Annotated in this window: 22 protein-coding genes; 8 read left to right on the top strand and 14 right to left on the bottom strand. The window is 70.9% G+C overall.

All coding sequences use genetic code 11. The features are described 5' to 3' along the window. Positions 1-67: 67 nt before the first annotated feature. On the top strand, positions 68-847 hold the full coding sequence (locus CJ197_RS07020; RefSeq protein ID WP_233190713.1) for a 2-C-methyl-D-erythritol 4-phosphate cytidylyltransferase: 780 nt from the start codon (positions 68-70) through the stop codon (positions 845-847). A gap of 10 nt (positions 848-857) precedes the next feature. Next, positions 858-1,166: a hypothetical protein gene (locus CJ197_RS07015; protein ID WP_102236037.1), complete on the top strand. Its 309-nt coding sequence runs from the start codon at positions 858-860 to the stop codon at positions 1,164-1,166. 21 nt (positions 1,167-1,187) lie between these two features. Here CJ197_RS07015 and CJ197_RS07010 read toward each other — a convergent pair whose 3' ends face one another. Both CJ197_RS07010 and CJ197_RS07005 read right to left on the bottom strand, forming a co-directional pair. Then, positions 1,188-1,898 carry a 2-C-methyl-D-erythritol 4-phosphate cytidylyltransferase gene (locus CJ197_RS07010; RefSeq protein WP_102236036.1) on the bottom strand — a complete coding sequence of 237 codons (711 nt, stop codon included), beginning with the start codon at positions 1,896-1,898 and terminating at the stop codon, positions 1,188-1,190. Between the two features lie 22 nt (positions 1,899-1,920). Then, positions 1,921-2,403, bottom strand: a complete 483-nt coding sequence (locus tag CJ197_RS07005) for a CarD family transcriptional regulator (protein WP_102236035.1) — start codon at positions 2,401-2,403, stop codon at positions 1,921-1,923. Between the two features lie 117 nt (positions 2,404-2,520). Between CJ197_RS07005 and CJ197_RS07000 the strand changes: the two genes are divergently transcribed. Next, complete coding sequence (locus tag CJ197_RS07000; protein ID WP_102236034.1) at positions 2,521-3,036, top strand: hypothetical protein; 516 nt, start codon at positions 2,521-2,523, stop codon at positions 3,034-3,036. Between the two features lie 13 nt (positions 3,037-3,049). Here CJ197_RS07000 and CJ197_RS06995 read toward each other — a convergent pair whose 3' ends face one another. Together CJ197_RS06995 and CJ197_RS06990 are read right to left on the bottom strand one after the other, a co-directional pair. Then, positions 3,050-3,739, bottom strand: coding sequence for a response regulator transcription factor (locus CJ197_RS06995; protein ID WP_102236033.1), 690 nt, complete (start codon positions 3,737-3,739; stop codon positions 3,050-3,052). A 43-nt stretch (positions 3,740-3,782) separates the two neighbouring features. Further along, positions 3,783-5,000, bottom strand: a complete 1,218-nt coding sequence (locus tag CJ197_RS06990; protein WP_102236032.1) for a cell wall metabolism sensor histidine kinase WalK — start codon at positions 4,998-5,000, stop codon at positions 3,783-3,785. A 172-nt stretch (positions 5,001-5,172) separates the two neighbouring features. On the opposite strand from CJ197_RS06990, the gene phoU reads away from it, so the two are divergent. Further along, positions 5,173-5,853 (top strand): phosphate signaling complex protein PhoU, encoded by a 681-nt coding sequence (gene phoU / locus CJ197_RS06985; protein WP_102236031.1) that lies wholly within the window; start codon positions 5,173-5,175, stop codon positions 5,851-5,853. Positions 5,854-5,856: 3 nt separating this feature from the next. On the opposite strand, the gene CJ197_RS06980 is transcribed toward phoU, so the two are convergent. The 8 genes from CJ197_RS06980 to CJ197_RS06945 form a co-directional block, all read right to left on the bottom strand. Further along, positions 5,857-6,207 (bottom strand): DUF4235 domain-containing protein, encoded by a 351-nt coding sequence (locus CJ197_RS06980; RefSeq protein ID WP_233190710.1) that lies wholly within the window; start codon positions 6,205-6,207, stop codon positions 5,857-5,859. A 52-nt stretch (positions 6,208-6,259) separates the two neighbouring features. Then, positions 6,260-7,309 carry an LCP family protein gene (locus tag CJ197_RS06975; protein ID WP_102236029.1) on the bottom strand — a complete coding sequence of 350 codons (1,050 nt, stop codon included), beginning with the start codon at positions 7,307-7,309 and terminating at the stop codon, positions 6,260-6,262. Further along, positions 7,306-8,160, bottom strand: a complete 855-nt coding sequence (gene trmB / locus CJ197_RS06970) for a tRNA (guanosine(46)-N7)-methyltransferase TrmB (RefSeq protein WP_233190708.1) — start codon at positions 8,158-8,160, stop codon at positions 7,306-7,308. Before trmB ends, CJ197_RS06975 begins: the two co-directional genes overlap by 4 nt. A 2-nt stretch (positions 8,161-8,162) precedes the next feature. After that, positions 8,163-8,591 (bottom strand): ubiquinol-cytochrome c reductase iron-sulfur subunit, encoded by a 429-nt coding sequence (locus CJ197_RS06965; protein ID WP_102236027.1) that lies wholly within the window; start codon positions 8,589-8,591, stop codon positions 8,163-8,165. 74 nt (positions 8,592-8,665) lie between these two features. Next, positions 8,666-9,232 carry a peptide deformylase gene (gene def / locus CJ197_RS06960; RefSeq protein WP_102236026.1) on the bottom strand — a complete coding sequence of 189 codons (567 nt, stop codon included), beginning with the start codon at positions 9,230-9,232 and terminating at the stop codon, positions 8,666-8,668. Then, on the bottom strand, positions 9,229-10,341 hold the full coding sequence (locus tag CJ197_RS06955; RefSeq protein ID WP_102236025.1) for a YihY/virulence factor BrkB family protein: 1,113 nt from the start codon (positions 10,339-10,341) through the stop codon (positions 9,229-9,231). Before CJ197_RS06955 ends, def begins: the two co-directional genes overlap by 4 nt. Continuing rightward, entirely contained in the window at positions 10,341-12,890 is a 2,550-nt protein-coding gene (locus CJ197_RS06950; RefSeq protein WP_102236024.1) for a glycoside hydrolase family 65 protein, read from the bottom strand. Before CJ197_RS06950 ends, CJ197_RS06955 begins: the two co-directional genes overlap by 1 nt. After that, the gene (locus tag CJ197_RS06945; protein ID WP_102236023.1) at positions 12,887-13,633 is read right to left on the bottom strand and encodes an HAD family phosphatase; all 747 of its coding nucleotides are present in this window, start codon (positions 13,631-13,633) and stop codon (positions 12,887-12,889) included. The genes CJ197_RS06950 and CJ197_RS06945 overlap by 4 nt, the downstream gene beginning before the upstream one ends. Positions 13,634-13,783: 150 nt before the next feature. Here CJ197_RS06945 and CJ197_RS06940 point away from each other — a divergent pair, with 150 nt between their 5' ends. Next, positions 13,784-14,458, top strand: a complete 675-nt coding sequence (locus CJ197_RS06940; RefSeq protein ID WP_102236022.1) for an SRPBCC domain-containing protein — start codon at positions 13,784-13,786, stop codon at positions 14,456-14,458. Continuing rightward, the gene (locus CJ197_RS06935; protein ID WP_233190707.1) at positions 14,455-15,744 is read left to right on the top strand and encodes an MFS transporter; all 1,290 of its coding nucleotides are present in this window, start codon (positions 14,455-14,457) and stop codon (positions 15,742-15,744) included. The genes CJ197_RS06940 and CJ197_RS06935 overlap by 4 nt, the downstream gene beginning before the upstream one ends. A gap of 27 nt (positions 15,745-15,771) precedes the next feature. Here CJ197_RS06935 and CJ197_RS06930 read toward each other — a convergent pair whose 3' ends face one another. After that, complete coding sequence (locus CJ197_RS06930; RefSeq protein ID WP_102236020.1) at positions 15,772-16,296, bottom strand: CarD family transcriptional regulator; 525 nt, start codon at positions 16,294-16,296, stop codon at positions 15,772-15,774. A 377-nt stretch (positions 16,297-16,673) separates the two neighbouring features. Between CJ197_RS06930 and CJ197_RS06925 the strand changes: the two genes are divergently transcribed. Further along, entirely contained in the window at positions 16,674-17,363 is a 690-nt protein-coding gene (locus tag CJ197_RS06925; protein WP_233190705.1) for an ABC transporter ATP-binding protein, read from the top strand. Then, the gene (locus CJ197_RS15800; RefSeq protein WP_102236018.1) at positions 17,360-18,886 is read left to right on the top strand and encodes a hypothetical protein; all 1,527 of its coding nucleotides are present in this window, start codon (positions 17,360-17,362) and stop codon (positions 18,884-18,886) included. Before CJ197_RS06925 ends, CJ197_RS15800 begins: the two co-directional genes overlap by 4 nt. Positions 18,887-19,021: 135 nt before the next feature. On the opposite strand, the gene CJ197_RS06915 is transcribed toward CJ197_RS15800, so the two are convergent. After that, on the bottom strand, positions 19,022-19,507 hold a 486-nt coding region (locus CJ197_RS06915), incomplete at its 5' end, for an HNH endonuclease signature motif containing protein (RefSeq protein ID WP_233190703.1).

Genomic DNA, 19,507 nt, shown 5'->3' with positions numbered 1-19,507 from the left:
ACAGACAGCGACAGCGGGCACGGGCGGCAGTCGTCGATTCTGTCACGAGGCGCTGTGCGGTTCCATCATGATCACTGCGGACGTCTACGATGCCGGGGTGAGCCAGATCCGCCGACACCGCCGCCCCCGCCTGCACGGACGGGCCGCTGCCGTGGTGCTCGCCGGGGGCTCTGGCACCCGCGTCGGCGCGGGGATCAACAAGGCCTTCCTGCAGCTGTCCGGCCGTTCCATCGCCGCCTGGGGGCTGAACACCCTGGCCACCGTGCAGGGCGTGGGCCTGCTGGTGTTCGTGGTGCGGCCCGAGGACCTCGAACACGCCCGCTTCGTGGCCACCCGAGAGACCGAGTGCCCGCTGGAGATCATCCCCGGCGGTTCCACCCGCCAGGAGTCGGAGCTGCTGGCGCTGCGGCATCTGGCCGACCGCATCGACTCCGGAGCGGTGGACACCGTGCTGATCCATGACGCCGCCCGTCCGCTGGTCTCTCATGGCCTGGCCTCCGCGGTGCTGCATGCCGCCCGGGAGTCCGGCGGGGCCGTCCCCGGCATCCCCGCCGAGGACCTCGTCGGCATCGCCCCGGGGGAGCGCCTGGCCCCCGGCGTCGGGAACGAGACGATGGTGCGGGTGCAGACCCCGCAGGGTTTTCGGGCCAGCCCGATCCTGGATGCCTATGAGGCGGCGGCCCGGGACGGCTTCGTGGGCACCGACACCGCCTCCTGCGCCGAGCAATACACGGATATCCCCGTGACCTGGGTGCGCGGCGAGGAGACGAACTTCAAGATCACCTACGCGCAGGACCTCCTGCTCGCCCAGGATGTGGTGGCCGCGCTAGGTTTGAGGTCCCGCTGAGGAGGAGCCGATGAGCGTCGAGGAGAGCTACCTGCGCTGCACCGCCTGCAATGAGGAGGCAGAGCACGCGGTGGTGTACGCCGGTCGGTTCGTCACCGAGATCCAGTGCACCGGCTGCGGCGCCGTGACGCGCCTGGACGTCTCGGAGGACTACCTGCCGGACCTGCGCCAGCGCATCAGCTCCAAGCCGCGCCGCCTGCTGCGGCGCCTGCGCCGGGATCCGGGGGAGCTGGCCAGTTCGCTGCCGCGCAGTCTGCTGTCCAAGCCGCGGCGCATGCTCGGCGAGTTCCGCGCCGTGGCTCGCAGCCGCCGCCGCTGAGTCCCGCCCCCGCTGAGCCCGTCAGCTGCGGGCCAGGCCGTGGCGATGCGAGGTGTCCCGGGCCAGCCCCAGGGAGATCTGCGCCTGCCACAGGCTGAGCCGATCCACGATCGCGGCGCCCGCATGGGAGCCGGGCACCGTGCGCACCTGCGCCCCGTGCGCGAGAGCCAGCTGGATTTCGTCAGTCCCCCCATCCGCAGGGGCGGCAAGAACCTGCTCGAGCAGCTCGCGCCGCAGCAGCCGGGGGCTCTGCAGCGTGGCCAGGGACTCGCGGTCCACATTGTGCAGCCCGTCGGACCGCACCGCCTTCACCGAGTCCGTCACGGCCGTGACCGGCACCACCGCATCCACGTCAGCGGTGAGCGCCCCCAGCACCTGCTCGATCACGCTGCGGGGGGTGAGCGCCCGCTCCGCATCATGGATCAGCAGCAGCGGGGCGTCCGTGGCGGCGAGACCCTCACGCAGGGCGGCGGATCGATCGCCCTCGACCCCGCGCACCTGCACCGCCGACGGCAGGGCCTGCCGCAGCGCTGCCAGCGCGGGGGCCGGGGCGAGCACGATGGGTGCGCCGAGACCCAGCTGCTCGAGGGTGTGCAGCAGGCGGTCGATCAGTCGGCTGCCGCCCAGCAGGGTCAGGCAGGGTGCCTCCCGGCCGTGCGCGACTCCCGCCGCCGCCGGGGCCAGGGCCGGAATCAGCGGACGCACCGTCGCCGGGTCGAAGGTCAGTGCCATGGGGTGGGGGAGGTCAGCCAGCTCAGGAGGCGAGGACCTCGTCGAGGATGCCCTCGGCGGCGGTCTCATCGGTCTTCTGAGCCAGGGCGAGCTCGGAGACGAGGATCTGCCGGGCCTTGGCCAACATGCGCTTCTCCCCGGCGGACAGGCCGCGATCCTGATCGCGGCGCCACAGGTCCCGCACCACCTCGGCAACCTTCTTCACATCGCCGGAGGCGAGCTTCTCCACATTCGCCTTGTAGCGGCGAGACCAGTTGGTGGGCTCCTCGATGTACGGCTGGCGCAGCACGTCGAAGACCTCCTCGAGGCCCTCGGAATCCACCACGTCCCGCACCCCCACCATGTCGACGTTGTCGGCGGGAACCTCGATCGTCAGATCACCCTGAGCGACTTTGAGCTTCAGGTAGGTGCGCTCTTCGCCCTTGATGATGCGTGTGGTGACCTCTTCGATCAGCGCGGCACCGTGATGCGGGTAGACGACGGTCTCGCCGACGGCATAGTTCATGTGGGGGTCCCCTTTCCGCAGGCCAGTCTAGCGCGGCCGCTCCTGGCCCGTGCGGTACTCTGTGGACGCTGTCCCGTCCTCTCCCGCCGCCTGCGCGGCACCGAACAGGAGTCCTCTGTGCGTCCCTCCCGCCGTCTCGTGCTCTCTGCCGCTGCTGTGGGCCTGGCCCTGGCCGCCAGCGGTTGCTCGGTCATGTCCCCGACGCAGACCCATGAGTTCTACCAGGCCGGCGACGGCATGAACGCCACCATCGAGGTGGATGGCGCGATGCACTCCGGGATCCGCAATGCCGCGGTCTTCATCGGCGAGGACGGCTCCGCGCATCTGACCGGCACCGCCGTGAACTACAGCGAGGAGCCGGTCACTCTTGAGCTGACCGGCATGACCGCGGAGGGCACCACGGTGTTCTCCACCTCGGTGTCCCTGGAGCCGCAGGGCGTGCAGGAGTTCGGTGCGGGCCAGGGCCAGCAGCTCGTGGAGGCGAATGTGGGCGATGTCGTGCCCGGGGCGGTGCTGCAGCTGGAGGTCGCCGCGGAAGGGCAGAGCGAGACCAGCTCTCTGCCCACGATCACCGGGGACGTGACGTACTACCAGGACGCTGAGGGTTCGGCCGCCTCCGACGGCGGGGCCTGAGCCCCGCCCCGGTTCAGGAGCCGGATTCGAACTTGTAGCCCAGGCCCCGCACCGTCACCAGGTGCACGGGGTTCTTCGGGTCATCCTCGATCTTCGCGCGCAGCCGCTTGACGTGCACATCCAGCGTCTTGGTGTCGCCGACATAGTTCGCGCCCCACACCCGGTCGATGAGCTGGCCGCGGGTCAGCACCCGATCCACATTGCGCAGCAGCATCTCCAGCAGCTCGAACTCCTTGAGCGGCAGCGCCACATCCTGCCCATGGACCTGGACCACGTGGCGCTCCACATCCATCATGATGTGCCCGGCCGTCAGGGGCGCATCCTCCTGCGCCTCCGCGGAGTCCTGGCCGCGCCGCAGCACCGCCTTGATGCGGGCCAGCAGCTCGCGGGAGGAGTACGGCTTGGTCACGTAGTCATCGGCGCCCAGCTCCAGGCCCAGCACCTTGTCGAACTCGTCGTCCTTGGCGGTCAGCATGATCACCGGGACGGTGGAGGTCCGCCGGATCTCCCGGCACACCTCGGTGCCGCTCATCCCGGGCAGCATGAGGTCCAGCAGCACGAGGTCGGCGCCGTGGGCGGAGAAGATGCGCAGCCCGTCGGTGCCGTTGTCGGCCACCGCCACCTCGTAGCCCTCCTTGCGGAGGGTGTAGGACAGCGGGTCGGAGAACGACTCCTCGTCCTCGACGATCAGGATCCGCGTCATCTCATCTGCCCCTTTCGGCACGGTGTTCCATGGCCACGGTACGTCAGGCGTCCGCGGCCGAGGTTGAGGCGGCCGGGGCGGACTCGCCCGCCGGGCGGCCGCCCACGGTGATGGTCTCGGTGCGGCCCATCTCCGGCAGCCGCAGCGTGAAGGTGGAGCCCTGGCCGCGCATCGACCAGGCGGTGACCTCGCCGCCGTGGTCGGTCGCGATGTGCTTGACGATCGCCAGGCCCAGTCCTGAGCCGCCGGTGCTGCGTGAGCGCGCCCGGTCCACGCGGAAGAAGCGCTCGAACACCCGCTCCAGGTTCTCCTTGGAGATGCCGATGCCCTGGTCCTTCACGGAGATCTCCACCATGCCGCCGTCGCGGCGCACCGACACTCCCACGCGGGTGTCCGCATCGGAGTAGGAGATCGCGTTGGAGATCAGGTTCGACAGCGCCGTGGTGAGCATCGCGACCGAGCCGTACACCCGCAGCCCCGGGGTGCCACCCACGGCGATCTCGATCTGTGAGCCGAGCGCGAAGTTGCGGTTCAGCGCGACGGCCTCCTCGACCACCTCGTCGATCTCCACCGGCGTCGCATCGGGCAGGGCGGAGCCGCCCTGCACCCGCGACAGCTCGATGATCTCCTGCACCAGGTGGGACAGGCGCCGGGTCTCGGTCTGCATGCGCTCCGCGAAGCGGCGCACCGCATCGGGGTCCTCGGCGGCGTCCTCCATCGTCTCGGCCAGCAGGGTGATTGCGCCGACGGGGGTCTTCAGCTCATGGGAGACATTGGCGACGAAGTCGCGGCGGGTCTCCTCGACGCGGACCGCCCGCGTGAGGTCATCGGCCAGCAGCAGCGCGCCGCGCTCACCCAGGGCGCCCACCCGCACGTCGATGACCGCGTCGGTGTCCTGCCCGGTCGAGCGGCGCAGCGTCAGGCGCTCATCGCGGTAGCCGCCGTTGCGGCCCACATCGGCGGCCAGCTCCATCAGTTCGCGGCTGGCGAGCCGCGGGTAATCACCCTCGGCAGCGCGGACGATGCCGTAGGAATAGGCCAGCGGCGAGGCGCGCAGGACGTCACCGCTGGAGTCCAGCACGACGTATGCGGACGAGAGGATCGCCAGCACCTCCGCGGCGGCCTCCGGCACGCGCTGCTCCGCGGGGGCGGGGGCCTCCTCGTGGTGCCGACGGTCCGAACGGGCGAGCGCGAGCGTCGCCGCGACGCCGATCACCAGACCGATTGCCGCGGCGAGCAGGAGCAGAGCAGACAGGGGCACTGATCCAGCCTAGATCCCCGCATCGCCTCCCGGGCGCCACGCCCGGCCCGGTGACGCGATGTCCTGAAGCGTTCATGCCAGCTACGCTTCGTGTTCACCAGCCGTCGACCTCCGTTCATTCCGAGTTGCGAGCATCGGCGCTGACGTTCGTACACAGTCAAGGAGCATCACTATGCGCGAGGCGTACCAGAGCGACCTGCGGCACATCGTCGACGACCTGATCGACATGGCCGGGCTGGTCGACACCGCCATCCAGGACGCGTCCACCGCCCTGCTCGAGGGGGACCTCGCCCTCGCCGAGCGGGTCATCACGGCCGATCCCCACATCGACTCCCGTCAGGTCGAGCTCGATGCGAAGGCCGTCGAACTGCTGGCCCGGCAGTCGCCCGTGGCCACCGATCTGCGGCTGCTCGTCGCGACGCTGCGCATGAGCTCGTCGCTCGAGCGCATGGGTGATCTGGCCGCGCACGTCGCCCTGACCGCCCGCCGCGCCAACCCCGAGCTGGCCGTGCCCGAGCGGCACCGCGAGCAGATCGTGCGCATGAGCGAGCTGGCCCGGGCCGCCCTCAAGGATGCCTGCGAGGTCATCGCCGAGCGGGACCTCGCGCTGGCCGCGCAGGTCGAGAAGCGTGACGACGAGATGGACGAGCTGATGCTCGAGATCTCCCGTCAGATCGCGCGCGGCGGCCAGGACGAGTACACCAACGCCCAGATCATCGACATGACGCTGCTGATCCGCTTCTACGAGCGCATCGGCGACCACGCGGTCTCCCTGGTGCGCCGTGTGGGCTTCCTGGTCACCGGCGACGCCCCGGACACCCTCCACCCGGGCGTGGACGTCCCGGAGTTCTGAGACTCAGCCGCGGTTGGAGCGGGGCCGACGGCTCATGGCCCGCTCCAACCCGGCCTTGGTGCCGCGCTGCGCCGCCACGCGCAGCCCCTGCAGCACGAGGCCGGAGATCGTCGTCCACAGCACGATCTTCCAGACCGGGGTCTCATCCTCCGGGTTGCGCACCGCGGAGATCTCTGCCTTCGAGGCCCCTTCCTTCTTGAGCTCCTTGCGGCGCTGCGCAGCGGCCTTCTCCGCGGCCTTCTGCTTCTTCGGGGTGGGGGCCTCCTCCCCGAACACGGCGCCCCACCCGGCGGAGGCCGCCTGGGAGCCCAGGCGTGCGGCGATGAACCCGGCGATGGGAACGGCGATGGTCACGATCGGATTGGCCACGGGGTCCTCCCAGGGGTGAGCGAAGCGGCGTCGGCCCTCAGTAGCGGCCGGCGTTCTGAGCGTAATAGGTTCCCATCGAATCCGTGCGCAGAGCCTCCCGCAGCACGGCCATCTCCTCCTCATCGGTGGCCACCACGCTCGCTCCGCCGCTGGTGGTGGTCGGTTCCCCGTGGGGGACCGAGAGGTAGTAGATGTCTCCGCCGCGGATGGAGCGCAGCGACAGCCCCAGCTGCACCATCTCGGTGGAGCTCAGCCCCGCATCCGTGGTGAGGAACGGGGAGATGGACTCGACCGTGTTCGCGAGCTTGCCGGGGTCGGTGAGAGTGTCGCGGCTGATGAGCTTGTCCGCGATGCCCTTGAGCAGGGCCTGCTGATTGCGGTTGCGCTGGAAGTCGCCGTCGGCGAACTGCTTGCGCTGGCGCACGAACACCAGCGCCTGCTCGCCGTTCATCTGCTGCATTCCCTCGGTGAAGGTGTGGCCGTCCGCGGTGAAGTTCGTGGGCACCTGCACCTCGACCCCGCCGAGGGTGTCCACGAGTCCCTGGATGCCGTCGAAGTCCACCAGGGCCACATGGTCGATCGGCACGCCCACGTAGTTCTCCACCGTGGTCACCGCGAGGCTCACCCCGCCGAAGGCGAGGGCGGCATTGATGCGGTCCTTCCCGTGCCCGGGGATGTCCACGTACAGGTCACGGGGGAAGGACATGACATACACCGCGTCCTTGTCCTCGCTGACATGCACGAGCATCATCACGTCCGAGCGCTGTCCGTACACCCCGGAGGCGGCGGCCGCCTCGGGGGAGCGCTTGTCCGAGCCCAGCAGCAGGAAGTTCTGGCCGCTGCCCTCGACGGGGGCGGGGGCCTCGCCATCGGAGGGGCCGCGGGTGATCTCCACGACGGTGCGCTTCTCATAGGAGTTCTGCAGGCCGCGCAGGTAGTTGCCCACCACCAGGCCGACGCCGAGGACCAGCACGGCCACCAGGCCCAGCGCGATCAGGGCGGCGCGGCGGCCGCCGCGCCGGTCGCGCTGCGGATCCTCGTCCGCGTCCCACTCCGCGGGCAGCTCCAGATCATCGTTCCCGGTCATGCCGACCCCTCTCCGGCGGTGCCGTCGTCGGTCCCGGGCTCTGCCACCCGGGTGTACGCAAGATCCCAGATGAGGCGCCCGGCCCGTCGGCCCTTGGCCTCAAAACCTGTCTTCACCCGACCTGCGAAACGCGGTGCCCAGCCGGTCATCGCCATGGTCTCGGGCACGGCATCGGTGGAGTCCCCGTCGGGCCGCGGGCCCTGCGGGAACAGCAGCTCCAGCTCGGGGCGTGCATCGAGCTGGAAGCGCATGTGGTGAGCGTACTGCGCCCAGTCGGTCGCGAGGCGGAAGGCGGCGCCCTCCCGCAGCAGCGGCAGCACCGCATCCAGGAACGGCGGGTTGATCAGCCGCCGCTTGTGGTGGCGCTGTTTGGGCCACGGATCGGCGAAATACACCCACAGCTCATCGATCGACGCCGATGGCAGCATCTGCGGCAGGGCCCGCTGCGCATCCAGCGGCAGCATCCGCAGGTTCTGCGGCAGGTCAGCGCCGTCCTGCCCGGCCGCCTCCTGTAGCCGCACCAGGGTCTGGGCGAGGCCGGGCGCGTACACCTCGACCCCCAGGAAGTCACGCTCCGGGTGGGCGAGAGCAGCGGCGACGAGGTTCTCCCCCTGGCCGGAGCCGACCTCCACCACGAGCGGTGCCGTCCGCCCGAACAGGGCGGGCACATCCAGCGTCTCCCCGGCGGCGGGCAGCGTATCGCGGTGGGCGCGCGGCGGATCCAGCACGTACTGCTCGGCCAGCGCGTCCCACGCCTGCTGCTGCTCAGTGCTCAGCCGTTCGCCGCGCCGCACGAAGCTGACCACGTCCCGGTGGGGCCGGAGGCCCTTCGAGGTCTGATGCAGCTGCACGGTCAGCCGTCCCGCTGCAGGGTGTCGCCCTCAATGCGGACCGCCACCTCGGGCAGGTGCCGCGTGGCCGGGCCCACGAGCACTTCGCCGGTCGTGGCGTCGAAGCGGGAGCCGTGGCAGGGGCAGTCCAGCTGATCCTCGACCTCGCGCAGGGCGCAGCCGTTGTGGGTGCAGTAGCCAGAGTAGGCGGTGACGTCCTCGCCCTCGCCGCGGACCACGAGCACGAAGGGCTGCTGGCCACCGAAGTTCACGAGCGTGCTGGTGTTCTCGGGGATGTCCGCGAGCGGCACCGCACCGTCCTCGGCGCGCACGGGCGCATTGGTCCCGAAGCCCTGATCCTCGGGGGCGCAGGCCGCGAGGGCTCCGACGCCGGCTGCCGCGGTGGCGGGGACGAGGAGGGCGTGACGACGAGACAGGCAGGGACGTTCCATAGCCACAGGATAGTCAGCGGATGCTGGACAGCATCGGGCCCTGCGCCGGACGTCAGGGGGTTCACACGGCGGGCTCACACATCGGGCGCCTCGACCTCGCGCGGGTCCCACGAGCGCAGGGACCGGGCGCGCCAGCCTCGGGCGGTCACCGCATCGAGGGCCTCCCGCCGCCGGGCCGGGGAGAGCCGGTCCAGGTAGAGCATGCCCTCGAGGTGGTCGACCTCGTGCTGCAGGGCGCGGGCGAGCACCCCGCCCTCGTCCTCCACGACGATCTCCTGGCCCTCGAGGTCGATGCCCCTCACGCGCGCGCCGCGATACCGGGCGGTGGGGAAACCCTCCCCGGGCACGGAGAGGCAGCCCTCGAGGGTCTCCTCATCCAGCACCAGGCCGCCGAAGCGCTCCAGCACCGGGTTGATCACGACGCCGCGGCGCATCTGCCCCTGCCCGTCGGTGCAGGAGTAGACGAACAGTCGCCAGCGGGAGCCGACCTGCGGGGCTGCGAGCCCGGCCCCGTTGGCCGCCGCGCTGGTCTCGACCATGTCGGCCACCAGTTCGCGGATCTCATCGGTGATCTCGCGGACTTTGCGGGTGCGCTGGGACAGGGCGCGATGGCCGACGATCGTGATCGGGCGGACGGTCATGCGGAGGGGTCTCCTTCTTCGGGCGTGCTGGTCACGGGATGGCTCTTGGGCGGGTTCACTGCCAGGGGGTGGGCGGCGTCGACGATCCAGGGGCTGCGCTCGCGACGCAGCGGCCGCTTGGCACGCACCGCCTCGGCGACGGTGCGGCCCAGCTCTTCCGCGTGATCCGCATCCGAGGCCAGGAAGTCCAGGGTATGCCGTGCATGCGGCTGCAGCTCGATGTGATGCCAGGCCGGGATGCCGGACGCGATCTGGCGGGCGCGCAGGAACTCGGCGTCCAGCGCCGCGCCGGAGACCACCACGATGTTCGCCACCCACATCAGCAGCAGGATCGCGATCAGGCCGTTCAGGACGGTCAGCACTTCGGCGAAGCGCGTGGCATATTCCATCAGCCGCCCGGCCAGCAGCGCGGTGCCGAACAGCACGAGCACGCTGAGCACCGAGCCCAGGGTCATCACCCGGTAGCGGGGCAGGCGCACATTGGGGAACAGGTAGTACGCGCCGGAGACCCCGATGATCAGGATGATCAGCAGGATCGGCCATTTCACGAGGTTCCAGGCCTCGAAGGCGATGGTGGGGATGCCGATCAGCTCACCGATGCGCTGCGACGCCCCGCCACCGACGATCAGCATGCCAATGCTGAGCAGCACGACAGCGACGATCAGCACCGTCTCCCCGAACACAATGGTGCGGAACCACAGGAAGGGGCGTCCTTCTCGGGTGTCGTAGACGCGGTGCAGCGCTCGGTGGAAGGCCGCTACGCCGTTGGAGGCCGAGAGCAGGGAGCCGATGGTGCCCAGCGCCAGCCCCCACAGGCCGCCGCCGGCCGAGGACACCGCCTGGATGGCTACGAGGTACGGGCGCGGATCGAAGGTCGGGAAGATCTCCCCGGTGATCTCCGAGATCGCGGTGAGGGTCTCGTGCTCCACCCCGATCAGGCTCATCAGCGACACCACCGCGACGGCGCCGGGGAACAGCGAGAGCACGAGGTAGAAGGTCATCGTCCCGGCCACGTCCCACACCTGGATGTCCAGCAGTCGCATGCGCACCCGGTTCAGCACGTGCAGCACGCTCAGGCGCGGCCGCGGGATCTCGACCTCGCGGGCCATCAGCTGTTCTCGATGATCTCGTCCGGGTCGCTGAGGACGGGGTACTCCCACGGGTCCTCGGGGTCGCTCGGCACGAAGGACGTCATGATCGAGCCGTCGGCCCGGGCGTCGCCGAGCCCCACGGGATGGGTCAGCACCTCATCGGACAGCAGCGGTCCCTGGTCCTCGAGCGGCACGGTGACCCCGTCGGCCGTGATGGTGACCTCCTGCCCACGCACCGTGACCGCGAGCGGCTCCCCGGTCTCGAGGGTGAAGCTGATCGCCTCGCGCACCAGACGCACCCGGAACCGGGAGCCGCGCACCGTCAGCGGGAAGCGCAGCTCCGGCCAGTCGGCCGGCAGGCGCGGGTCGAAGGAGATGCGGCCCTCGTCCTGCCGCATCCCGCCGAAGCCATGCACGAGGGCGTTCCACACCCCGCCCGCGGAGGCGATGTGCACGCCGTCGGCCGCGTTGTGGTGCAGGTCCCCGAGGTCCACGAACAGTCCGGCCCGGAAATAGTCAAGCGCCGCCTTCTGGTGCCCCACCTCGGCGGCCATGATGCACTGCACCACCGCCGAGAGGGAGGAATCACCCGTGGTGATCGGGTCGTAGTACTCGAAGTTGCGGCGCTTCTCCTCGGCCGTGAACTCGCTGCCGCGCAGGAACAGGGCCAGCACTACATCGGCCTGCTTGATCACCTGGAAGCGGTAGATCACCAGCGGGTGGAAGTTCAGCAGCAGCGGGAAGGCCTCCTCGGGGGTGGAGGACAGGTCCCACACCTCCCGCTCCAGGAACCGGTCCTCCTGCAGGTGGATGCCCAGCGTCTCGTCCTTGGCGATGAACATCCCGTCGGCGCATTCGTTCCACTGCTCCACTTCGAGCTCATCGAGCTCGAGCTCCACCCGCAGGGCCTCGTAGGCCGTCGGATCCGCCTCCTGCAGCTCGCGCACCGCCCGGCAGGCGCGGCGCAGGTTGTAGCGCGCCATGACATTGGTGAACATGTTGTTGTTCACCACGGTGGTGTACTCATCCGGGCCGGTCACGCCGTTGATGTGGAAGCTCGCGGAGCCATCGGCCATGTGCCGCCAGAACCCGAGGTCCGCCCACAGTCGGGCGGTCTCCACGAGCACCCGCACCCCGTCGCGATGCTGGAAATCCTGATCCCCGGTGACGTCCACGTACTGCGCGAAGGCGTAGGCGACGTCCGCATCGATGTGGTACTGCGCGGTGCCGGCGGCGTAGTAGGCGCTGGCCTCATCCCCGTTGATGGTCCGCCACGGGAACAGGGCTCCGCGCTGGTTCAGCTCGCGGGCGCGCTCACGCGCCTTGGGCAGCAGGTTGGTGCGGAAGCGCAGGGCGTTACGGGCCCAGCGCGGCTGGGTGAACGTCAGGAACGGGACGACGTACACCTCGCTGTCCCAGAAGTAGTGGCCCTCGTAGCCGGAGCCCGTCACGCCCTTGGCGGGGATGCCCCACTGGTCGGAGCGGGCCGCGGCCTGCGCCAGCTGGAACAGGCACCAGCGGGTGGCCTGCTGGGCGGCATCCTGGCCCGGCAGCTGGACATCTGAGCTGGTCCAGAAGTCCGCGAGGTACTCGCGCTGCTGGTCGTAATGGGTGGAAAAGCCCTCCTCGCGCACCCGGTCCAGAGTGCGCCGGCAGCGGTCGAACAGCTCGCGATGCGGCACGGAGCGGGAGGAGTGGTAGGTCACTGCCTTGCGGACGGTGAGGGTCTGCCCCTGCTCGAGGTGCCCGCGCACCACCTGCCGGCCCAGGTCCGGCATGGTGTCGATGAGGTATTCCATCTCGGCCTCGCACTCCACCTCGTGGTCGGCGCCCACGGCGAGAGTCATGCCGGACTGCGCCACCCGGTAGCCCAGCAGCATCCGGCGCTCGCTGTGCCAGTCCTGCAGCGGCTCGAGCACGCGGTGCGTGAAGTCGGTGGTGCGCCGCGGATCGTCCTTATCGGTGATGGGGGAGGACCCGCCGCCGCCCTTGCCGAAGTCATCGGCCACATCCTGCCGATTGATGATCTGCGAGGAGACCGCCACCGGGGCGGCCCCGTCAAGCATCGTGACCTGCAGTTCCATGAGGGCGAGGTGGCGCTGGGTGAAGGAGACCATGCGCGAGGAGGACACCTGCACGCGCTTGCCGGCCGGAGTGCGCCAGATCAGCTCGCGGCGCAGCACTCCTTCGCGGAAGTCGATCCAGCGCTCGTAGCTCTCAAGATCCGCGATGGTCAGCAGCAGCGGCTCATCGTCCACGTAGAGCTTGAGCACCGAGGAATCGGGGACGGAGATCATCGTCTGCCCGGTCTTGGCGAAGCCGAAGGCGCTCTCGGCGTGGTGGATCGACCAGGTTTCATGGAAGCCGTTGAGGAAGGTCCCGTAGTGGGCGACATCCCGCCCCTCCTCGGGCGTGGCTCGCATCCCCAGGTAGCCGTTCGCGGTGGCGAAGAGCGTCTCCATGACGCCCGGGTCACCGCCGGGCCGGGCTTCCACCAGGCGCCAGGGATCCACCGGCAACCGGGTGCGGTCCACCGGGTCCGCGGGCACATTGCGCAGACGGGTCATGCCAGCTCCTCCAGATCGGAGACCACCAGGGTCGCGCCGGCGCGCGCGAGGACGTCATGCCCCGCCCCGCGGTCCACCCCGATCACCGCGCCGAAACGCCCGGCCGCCCCGGCCTGCACCCCCGAGACCGCATCCTCGTACACCACGCACTGCTCATGCGGGACGCCGAGCAGGTCCGCGGCGTGCTCGAAGGTGTCCGGGGCGGGCTTGCCCGGCAGTCCCTCGGCCCGCGCCACATTGCCGTCCACGATGTGCTCGAAGCGCTCGCGCAGCCCGGCGCTGGTGAGCACCTCCTCCGCATTGCGGGAGGAGGAGACGATCGCCAGGCGCGCCTGCGACCCCAGCGCATCGAGGTAGGCGACGGTGCCGGGGTAGGGCGCGACGCCCTCGGTGCGGATCAGGGTGAGCACCATGTCGTTCTTGCGGTTGCCGAGCCCGCGGACGGTCTCCTTACCGGCGGCCTGGTCGGCGGCGTCGGCGTCCTCCCCCTCGGGCAGCTCGATGCCGCGTGAGGTGAGGAAGGAGCGCACCCCGTCGTACCGCGGCTTGCCATCCACGTACGCGAAGTAGTCCTCATCGGTGTACGGCTCGGTGACCCCGCGCGAGTCCAAAAATCCCTGGAACATGCGCGCCCACGCCCGCATGTGCACCTCGGCGGTCGGCGTGATCACGCCGTCCAGATCGAACAGATGGCCCGTGAAAGCGTCCCGGCTGAAGCTCTGTGCGTCACTCACACCGGTCATGCTACGGGTCCGTCCTGGTGGGCGCGGCGCACCGCGGATCCTGCGCGTCGGCCGACGCTATGGCAGGTCGGCGCGCAGTGGGCTACTCTGCCTGCGTCCGCTCCCGTGCCCGCGCACCGGGGCGGAGCAGCCCGACCTATCGAGGAGACGATGACCCTCACGCAGTCGCTGCCGGTGCTCGACGCGGTGCGCCGCGAGCTCGAGATCGATACCCGCACCAGTCACGAGGGACACCCGCATGTGCAGGTCGTGCTCACCCTCACCACCAATCTCTCCCTGGCCCCCGCCCAGGTGTGGCCGCTGATCACAGACCCGCACGAGCTCGCGCAGTGGTTCGGCCCGGTGCGCGGCCAGCTCAGCGAGGGCTCCGGCTTCGAGTCCCCGGGAGTGGGGGCGTCCCCGGCCGAGGGCACCGTGGTGGAGATCGCCGAGCCACATCGACTGCTCGTGGACTGGCAGCAGCCCGGGGCCGAGGGGCCGCTGCTGGTGCGGCTGGACCCGGAGGACGACGGCACCACCCGGCTGTGTCTGCGGCACAGCGCGGTGATGGACGCTGCGGATTTCGCACGGCGCGGAGCGGCGGCCCTCGCGATCGGCTGGGAGATCGCGCTGCTGGCGCTCGCGGCGCAGACGGGCGGCTGGGCCACCACGTGCCTGGCGCCCGTCCCGACGCCCACCCCGGCGTGGCTGAGCAGTGTCGAGGGGGCGGAGCATCGGCGCGCCTGGGCGGTGCGCTGGACCGCGGAGGCGATTGCCGCGGGCATGGATGAGCAGGTCGCGCGGAACGCGGAGAGCATCGCGATCGCCGAGACCGCGGAGGTTTGACCGCCATCGACGGGCCGACGGCGAGGGTGCTGCGCACCCTCATCCCCTCGGTGTACGCCCCAACCTTCCTGGAGTTCACGGGACTGGCGGCACTGCTCCCACTCGTGCCGCTGATCGCCCTTGACCTGGGGTTCAACGTGCCGCAGTCCGCGGGGCTCACGGTGATCTTCGGCGCCGCCTCCTTCCTGGGGCCGATTCCGGCGGGGCGGCTGATCGCTCGGCTCGGCGCTCGCCCGGCCCTCGTCGGCACCGGGGTCCTGCTGGTCGGTGCGGGCCTGGCGCTGTTCGCCCTGCTGAACGCGGCTCTCGATGCGCCCAGCGGGCCGATGGAGCGCGCGCTGTTCGTGGCGCTGCTGGTGGTCATCGCCGCCGCCACCCAGGTGTGGCAGCTGGGCCGACAGTCGTATCTGGGCACCGCCCTGCCGCCGACGATGCGGGCCCGCGGCATGACCCTGTTCGGTGGGGTGCTGCGCCTGGGAGAGGTGGTCGGTCCGCTGCTCGGTGCGGCGGTGATGGCCAGCTGGTCGATCCCCGCGGTGTTCCTGCTGTTCGCGGTGGTGGTCGGGGCTGGCACCGCGCTCATCGCGCTGTTCCTCCCGCCGGGGGAGCGCACGGTGCGCACCGCAGGGCCGGGGCGGAAGCTGCCGCGCAGCCCGGCCCGTCGGCGCCTGGACCGGGCGGTGCTGGCACGGATGGTGTCCGTCGGCGCGGGGATCGCACCGGTGATGATGGCGCGGGTGAACCGCCCGGTGATCGTGCCGCTGCTGGGGGCGGCGCTGGGCCTGGACGCCCTGTGGATCTCGATCGTCTTCGGGGTCGGGGCGTCCGTCGAGATCCTGCTGGTGGTCCCGGCGGGCACGCTCATGGACCGCTATGGCCGGGCCGCCGCGGCGGTGCCGTGCGCGCTCGGGCTCGGAGCCGGGTTCGTGCTGCTCGCGGTGCTGGGCACGCTGCTGGCGGGGCGGGGTGAGGCGGCAGCCGTGGTCGCGCTCGTGGTGCCGATGCTGCTGATCGCGGTGAGCAACGGCCTGGGGTCGGGGATCGTGATGACCCTCGGGATCGATGTCTCCCCGGTGCATGGGCGGACCGGCTATCTCGCCTGGTGGAACACGATGCTCGGGGGCGGGCGGCTGGTCGCGCCGCTGCTGGTCTCCGGGATCACGCTGCTTGCGCCGGTGGCAGCGGCCGGGGCGGTCACCGGGGCACTGTGCCTCGCCGGAGGAGCGTGGCTCGCACGCACACTGCCCCGCGTCACACCCTCCGGCGGGGTGCGCGGGAGGACGTGACGCGGGGCAACGTGGTGAGAGGTCGGCTCAGGCGGCCTTGGACTCGAGGGCACCCTCAGCGGTGCTCTGCAGCAGCTCAGTGGCCTCATCAAGGGAGATGTCGCGGGCGATCGCGACCTCGGAGGCCAGCGGGCCCACGGCCTGGCGCAGCAGATTGCGCTCCGCGAGGGAGGAGGGCACGCCGCCGGAATCGCGCATGATGTTGCGGATCACCTCGACGCGGTCGCTGATACGGCCGGTCTGCAGCTGCATCTGCAGGGACTTGATGCGATGGGCCCAGGACGCCTTCTTGGTGGGGATCTCGATGGGCTCGGCGAGCTTCGCGATGAGCTCTGCGATCTCCTTCTCGGCCAGCAGCGGGCGCAGGCCGATCACGTCCTTGCCGTCGGCGGGGACGGAGATGCGCATCTCGTCGCCGATGACCTCCAGGTCCACGTAGTCCCTTTCCTCGCCGCGCACAGTGCGGGTGCAGGTGGCCACGATGCTGACGGGGCCATGGACGGGGTGGGTGAGGACCTCACCGATCTTCGGGGCGGGGGTCGCGACGGACAAGCTCTTACCTCCTGGGTTGACCTGTGCGCCGCCGGTACCCACGGCCCTGGTGGGGTCGGGGCGGCCGCGCGGCGTCCACGGTCGCAGGACCGGGGGAGTGGAAACGTCGGGGCGGCTCGAGTGCCGCTCGGCCTGCAGGTACAGGGTGGCGGCACCTACGTCGGCGCCTCTCTATGATCTCACGGATCTGACACGAAATCTAGAGGGTGACGTCTCACAGTGTGAGAGGGGCGTGGGGGTAGGCGGTGTGGGTGGGGCAGGTCGAGAGCGCGTCCGGTCCAGATCGGGGCGTGTCGGGGCAGATCGCGAGCGCGTCCCGTCCAGATCGCGACCATCGTCGGAGGAAGCAGCCCACTCTCATGCGGTGCAATGGGGCGGTGCTTCGACATCATCGAACCTCCGCGCCGTCGCTCTCCACCACGCCAACCGATGTGGCAGTGGTGCGCTTCGACGGCGTGGGTGTGGTGGCCGATGAAGCGGTGATGCTGCTGGAGGCGAGCGGCTCCGTGGCGGCCGGAGAGGTGCTCGCCCTGACCGGCGCGAACGGCAGCGGCAAGACGACGCTGCTGCGCGTGCTCGCCGGGATCCTCGAACCCACGGCGGGGGAGGTGCGTATCCTGGGGCGCCGCCCCGATGACCGCGACCGCGGATTCCGCACGGCGCTCGCCGCGCTCATCGGCCCGCCGCAGACCTCGCGCGATCTCACGGTGCGGGAGCATCTGCAGTTCATCGCCGCGACCTGGGGGACGGCAGCGGCGGAGGCGGAGCAGCAGGCCGATGCGCTGCTGGAGGAGTTGGGAGTCACGGCGCTTGCGCGGCGATTCCCGCATGAGCTCTCGAGCGGGCAGACGCAGCTGGTGTCCCTCGCCCTGACCCTCGCGCGTCCGGCGCAGGTACTGCTGCTCGATGAGCCCGAGCAGCGGCTGGACCCCGAGCGGCTGGGGCTGGTCATCGCGGCGCTGTGCTCCCGGGCGCAGGCGGGGGTTGCTACGGTTCTCGCCACGCATAGCCCGCGGCTGCTTGAGGAGCTCGCGGATCGCCGGCTGCACCTCGAGGGGGAGGTGTGAGCGACCCGCTGGGGCCGGCCCGGCAGGTCTGGGCGGGGCGCGCGAGTGCCCGCAGCGCCATGGACCTGCTCTATATCGTCTACCTCACGGTGATGACAGTGCTGGTGTTCGGGGCGCCGGCCCTGCGCAGTGCGGGACTGTTCCTCGCGCGGCCGGATGTGCTGCCGGTGCTGCTGGATGCCCGCACGCCCGGGATGCTGATGGCGGCGCTGCTCGGCGGGGGCGCGGCGACGGTGCTGGTGGGGGCGGTGCGCGGTCCGGCACTGCTGGCCCCGTTCCTGACCGCGACGCTCGCGGCGGGACCGATCTCGCGCCGACGGGTGCTGTGGCGGCCCCTCGCTCGGTCCCTGCTGGCGCTGGTGGCAGCGGGGCTGCTGCTCGCCGGCGTGGTGGGGGCGACACTGCTGGGTGCCGGGTATGCGGAGCCGATGGGGCTGGTGGCCCTCGGGGCGGTGGCTGCCGGGGTGGCGCTGCTGCTGGGCGGAGCGTGGCTGGCCGGCCAGCTGCTGAGCTCGCGCGGCCGTGGCGTGGTGGCGGGCCTGCTCACGCTTGCGGCGGTGGGGGCGTGGCTGCTGCCGCCATGGGGCTGGACGCTGGCCGATGGGGTGCCGTGGGCGCTCGCCGCTGTGCTCGGCGGGGCAGGAGCGGTGGCGGCGGCGGGGTCGGTGCTTGCGCTCGATCGGCTGCGGGGGTGGGTGCTGCTCGAGCAGGCGTTGCGCTGGCAGAGCGCCACAGGCATGGTGACCAGCGGTGATGTGGCGGGTGCGGCGGGGTCGCTGCGGCCGCCACCGAGCACGGGCCGGAGCCTTCGGGCGGTTGGCGGCGGGCCGCTGACGCTGCTGTACGTGCGCCGGGACGTGGTCGGCTGGCTGCGCAGCCCGGAGCGGACGCTCGGGGGTCTGGCGGGGGTGCTGCTGGGCGCGGGGCTGCTGGTCGTGGCGCAGGTTCTGACGGGGCCGCTCGGAGTGGGGGCGATGCTGCTGGGTTCGCTCGCGCTGTGGGTGGGGACGGGGCCGTTCGTGGACGGGATCCGGCATGGGGTCGCGACGCTGGGGGCACCGGCGCTGTTCGGCCAGCGCGCCGGGGTGCAGGTGCTGCTGCATGCTCTCGCCCCGACTGGGGTGCTCATGCTCGGGGCGTTGGCCGGTGGGGTGGCGGGCCTGCTGGCACTGGGCGCGGAGGGCGTGGGCGGAGGGAACGTGACGCTGCCCGTGCTGATGGTGCCGGTGCTGCTGCCGGTGTTGCTGGTGCCGGCGCTGGTCGCGGGGCGGGCGCGGGATGCGGCGAAGGGACCGATGCCGCTGAAGCTCATGACGCCGATGCCTACTGCACAGGGCGATGGAGCGGTGCTCGGAATGCTCGCCTGGCAGTCGGACGCGGTGCTGCTGGCGCTCGCAGCCGGGGCGGTGCTGTGGGGGCTGGTGACGCAGGTGGGGGCGCTGGCACTGGCTGGCGGGGCGCTCGTGGCGGTGCTCGCGATAGCGGTGATGGCCCGCGCGCGGTTGCGCGAGCTCGGGGCGTGAGCGGTGCGGGACTGCTGGGACAAGCCCGCCCAGCTGGTTCCGCGGACGGTACTCAGGCGACCGGCCGCGCGCATACTGCAGGTGGCCGGTCGTCAGAGTGCCGTTCGTGGATGGGGCTCGGCGAGAGCGGTGCTCTCAGTACGGCGGGTGCTCGGGGTCGTAAAGCGGGGCAGCGGGGCTGGGTGGGTCTGCGGCTGGCTCGCTCTCTTCGTCTACCGCTTCACCCCGTGCTCGGCGGTGGGCGTCTTCCTCGCGTTCGAGGTAGGAGTTCCAGATAACCCGCAGGTGGTCGCCGAGCTCGCGGGTGACGAGGTCGGTGTTGCGTGCGGTTTCGGTCAAGGGGCGGCTGCGTCCGCGGGTTCGGGCAGTCCAGGTGGTCACCCCGGTGTTGGGGTCGCGGATCGGGTCGATGAGCCCGAGGGTTTTCAGCCGGTGATGGCTGTAGCAGAGCCGGTGGAGGTTCTGGGGGCTGGTGGGGCCACCCCGGTCTGGATGCTGGTGGTCGAATTCTTCGATGTGGTCACTTTCGCCGCTGGTGGTGACGATCGTGGCGCAGCCGGGGACTGCGCAGATCGGGTCGATCTGCCGCAGCAACTCCTGCATCGACCGACTCACCTGATA

It is taken from the genome of Brachybacterium sp. UMB0905 (genome assembly GCF_002871795.1).
Lineage (GTDB): Bacteria > Actinomycetota > Actinomycetes > Actinomycetales > Dermabacteraceae > Brachybacterium.
Note: the sequence above shows the minus strand (reverse complement) of the source record. Positions and strands in the feature narration are given on the sequence as shown.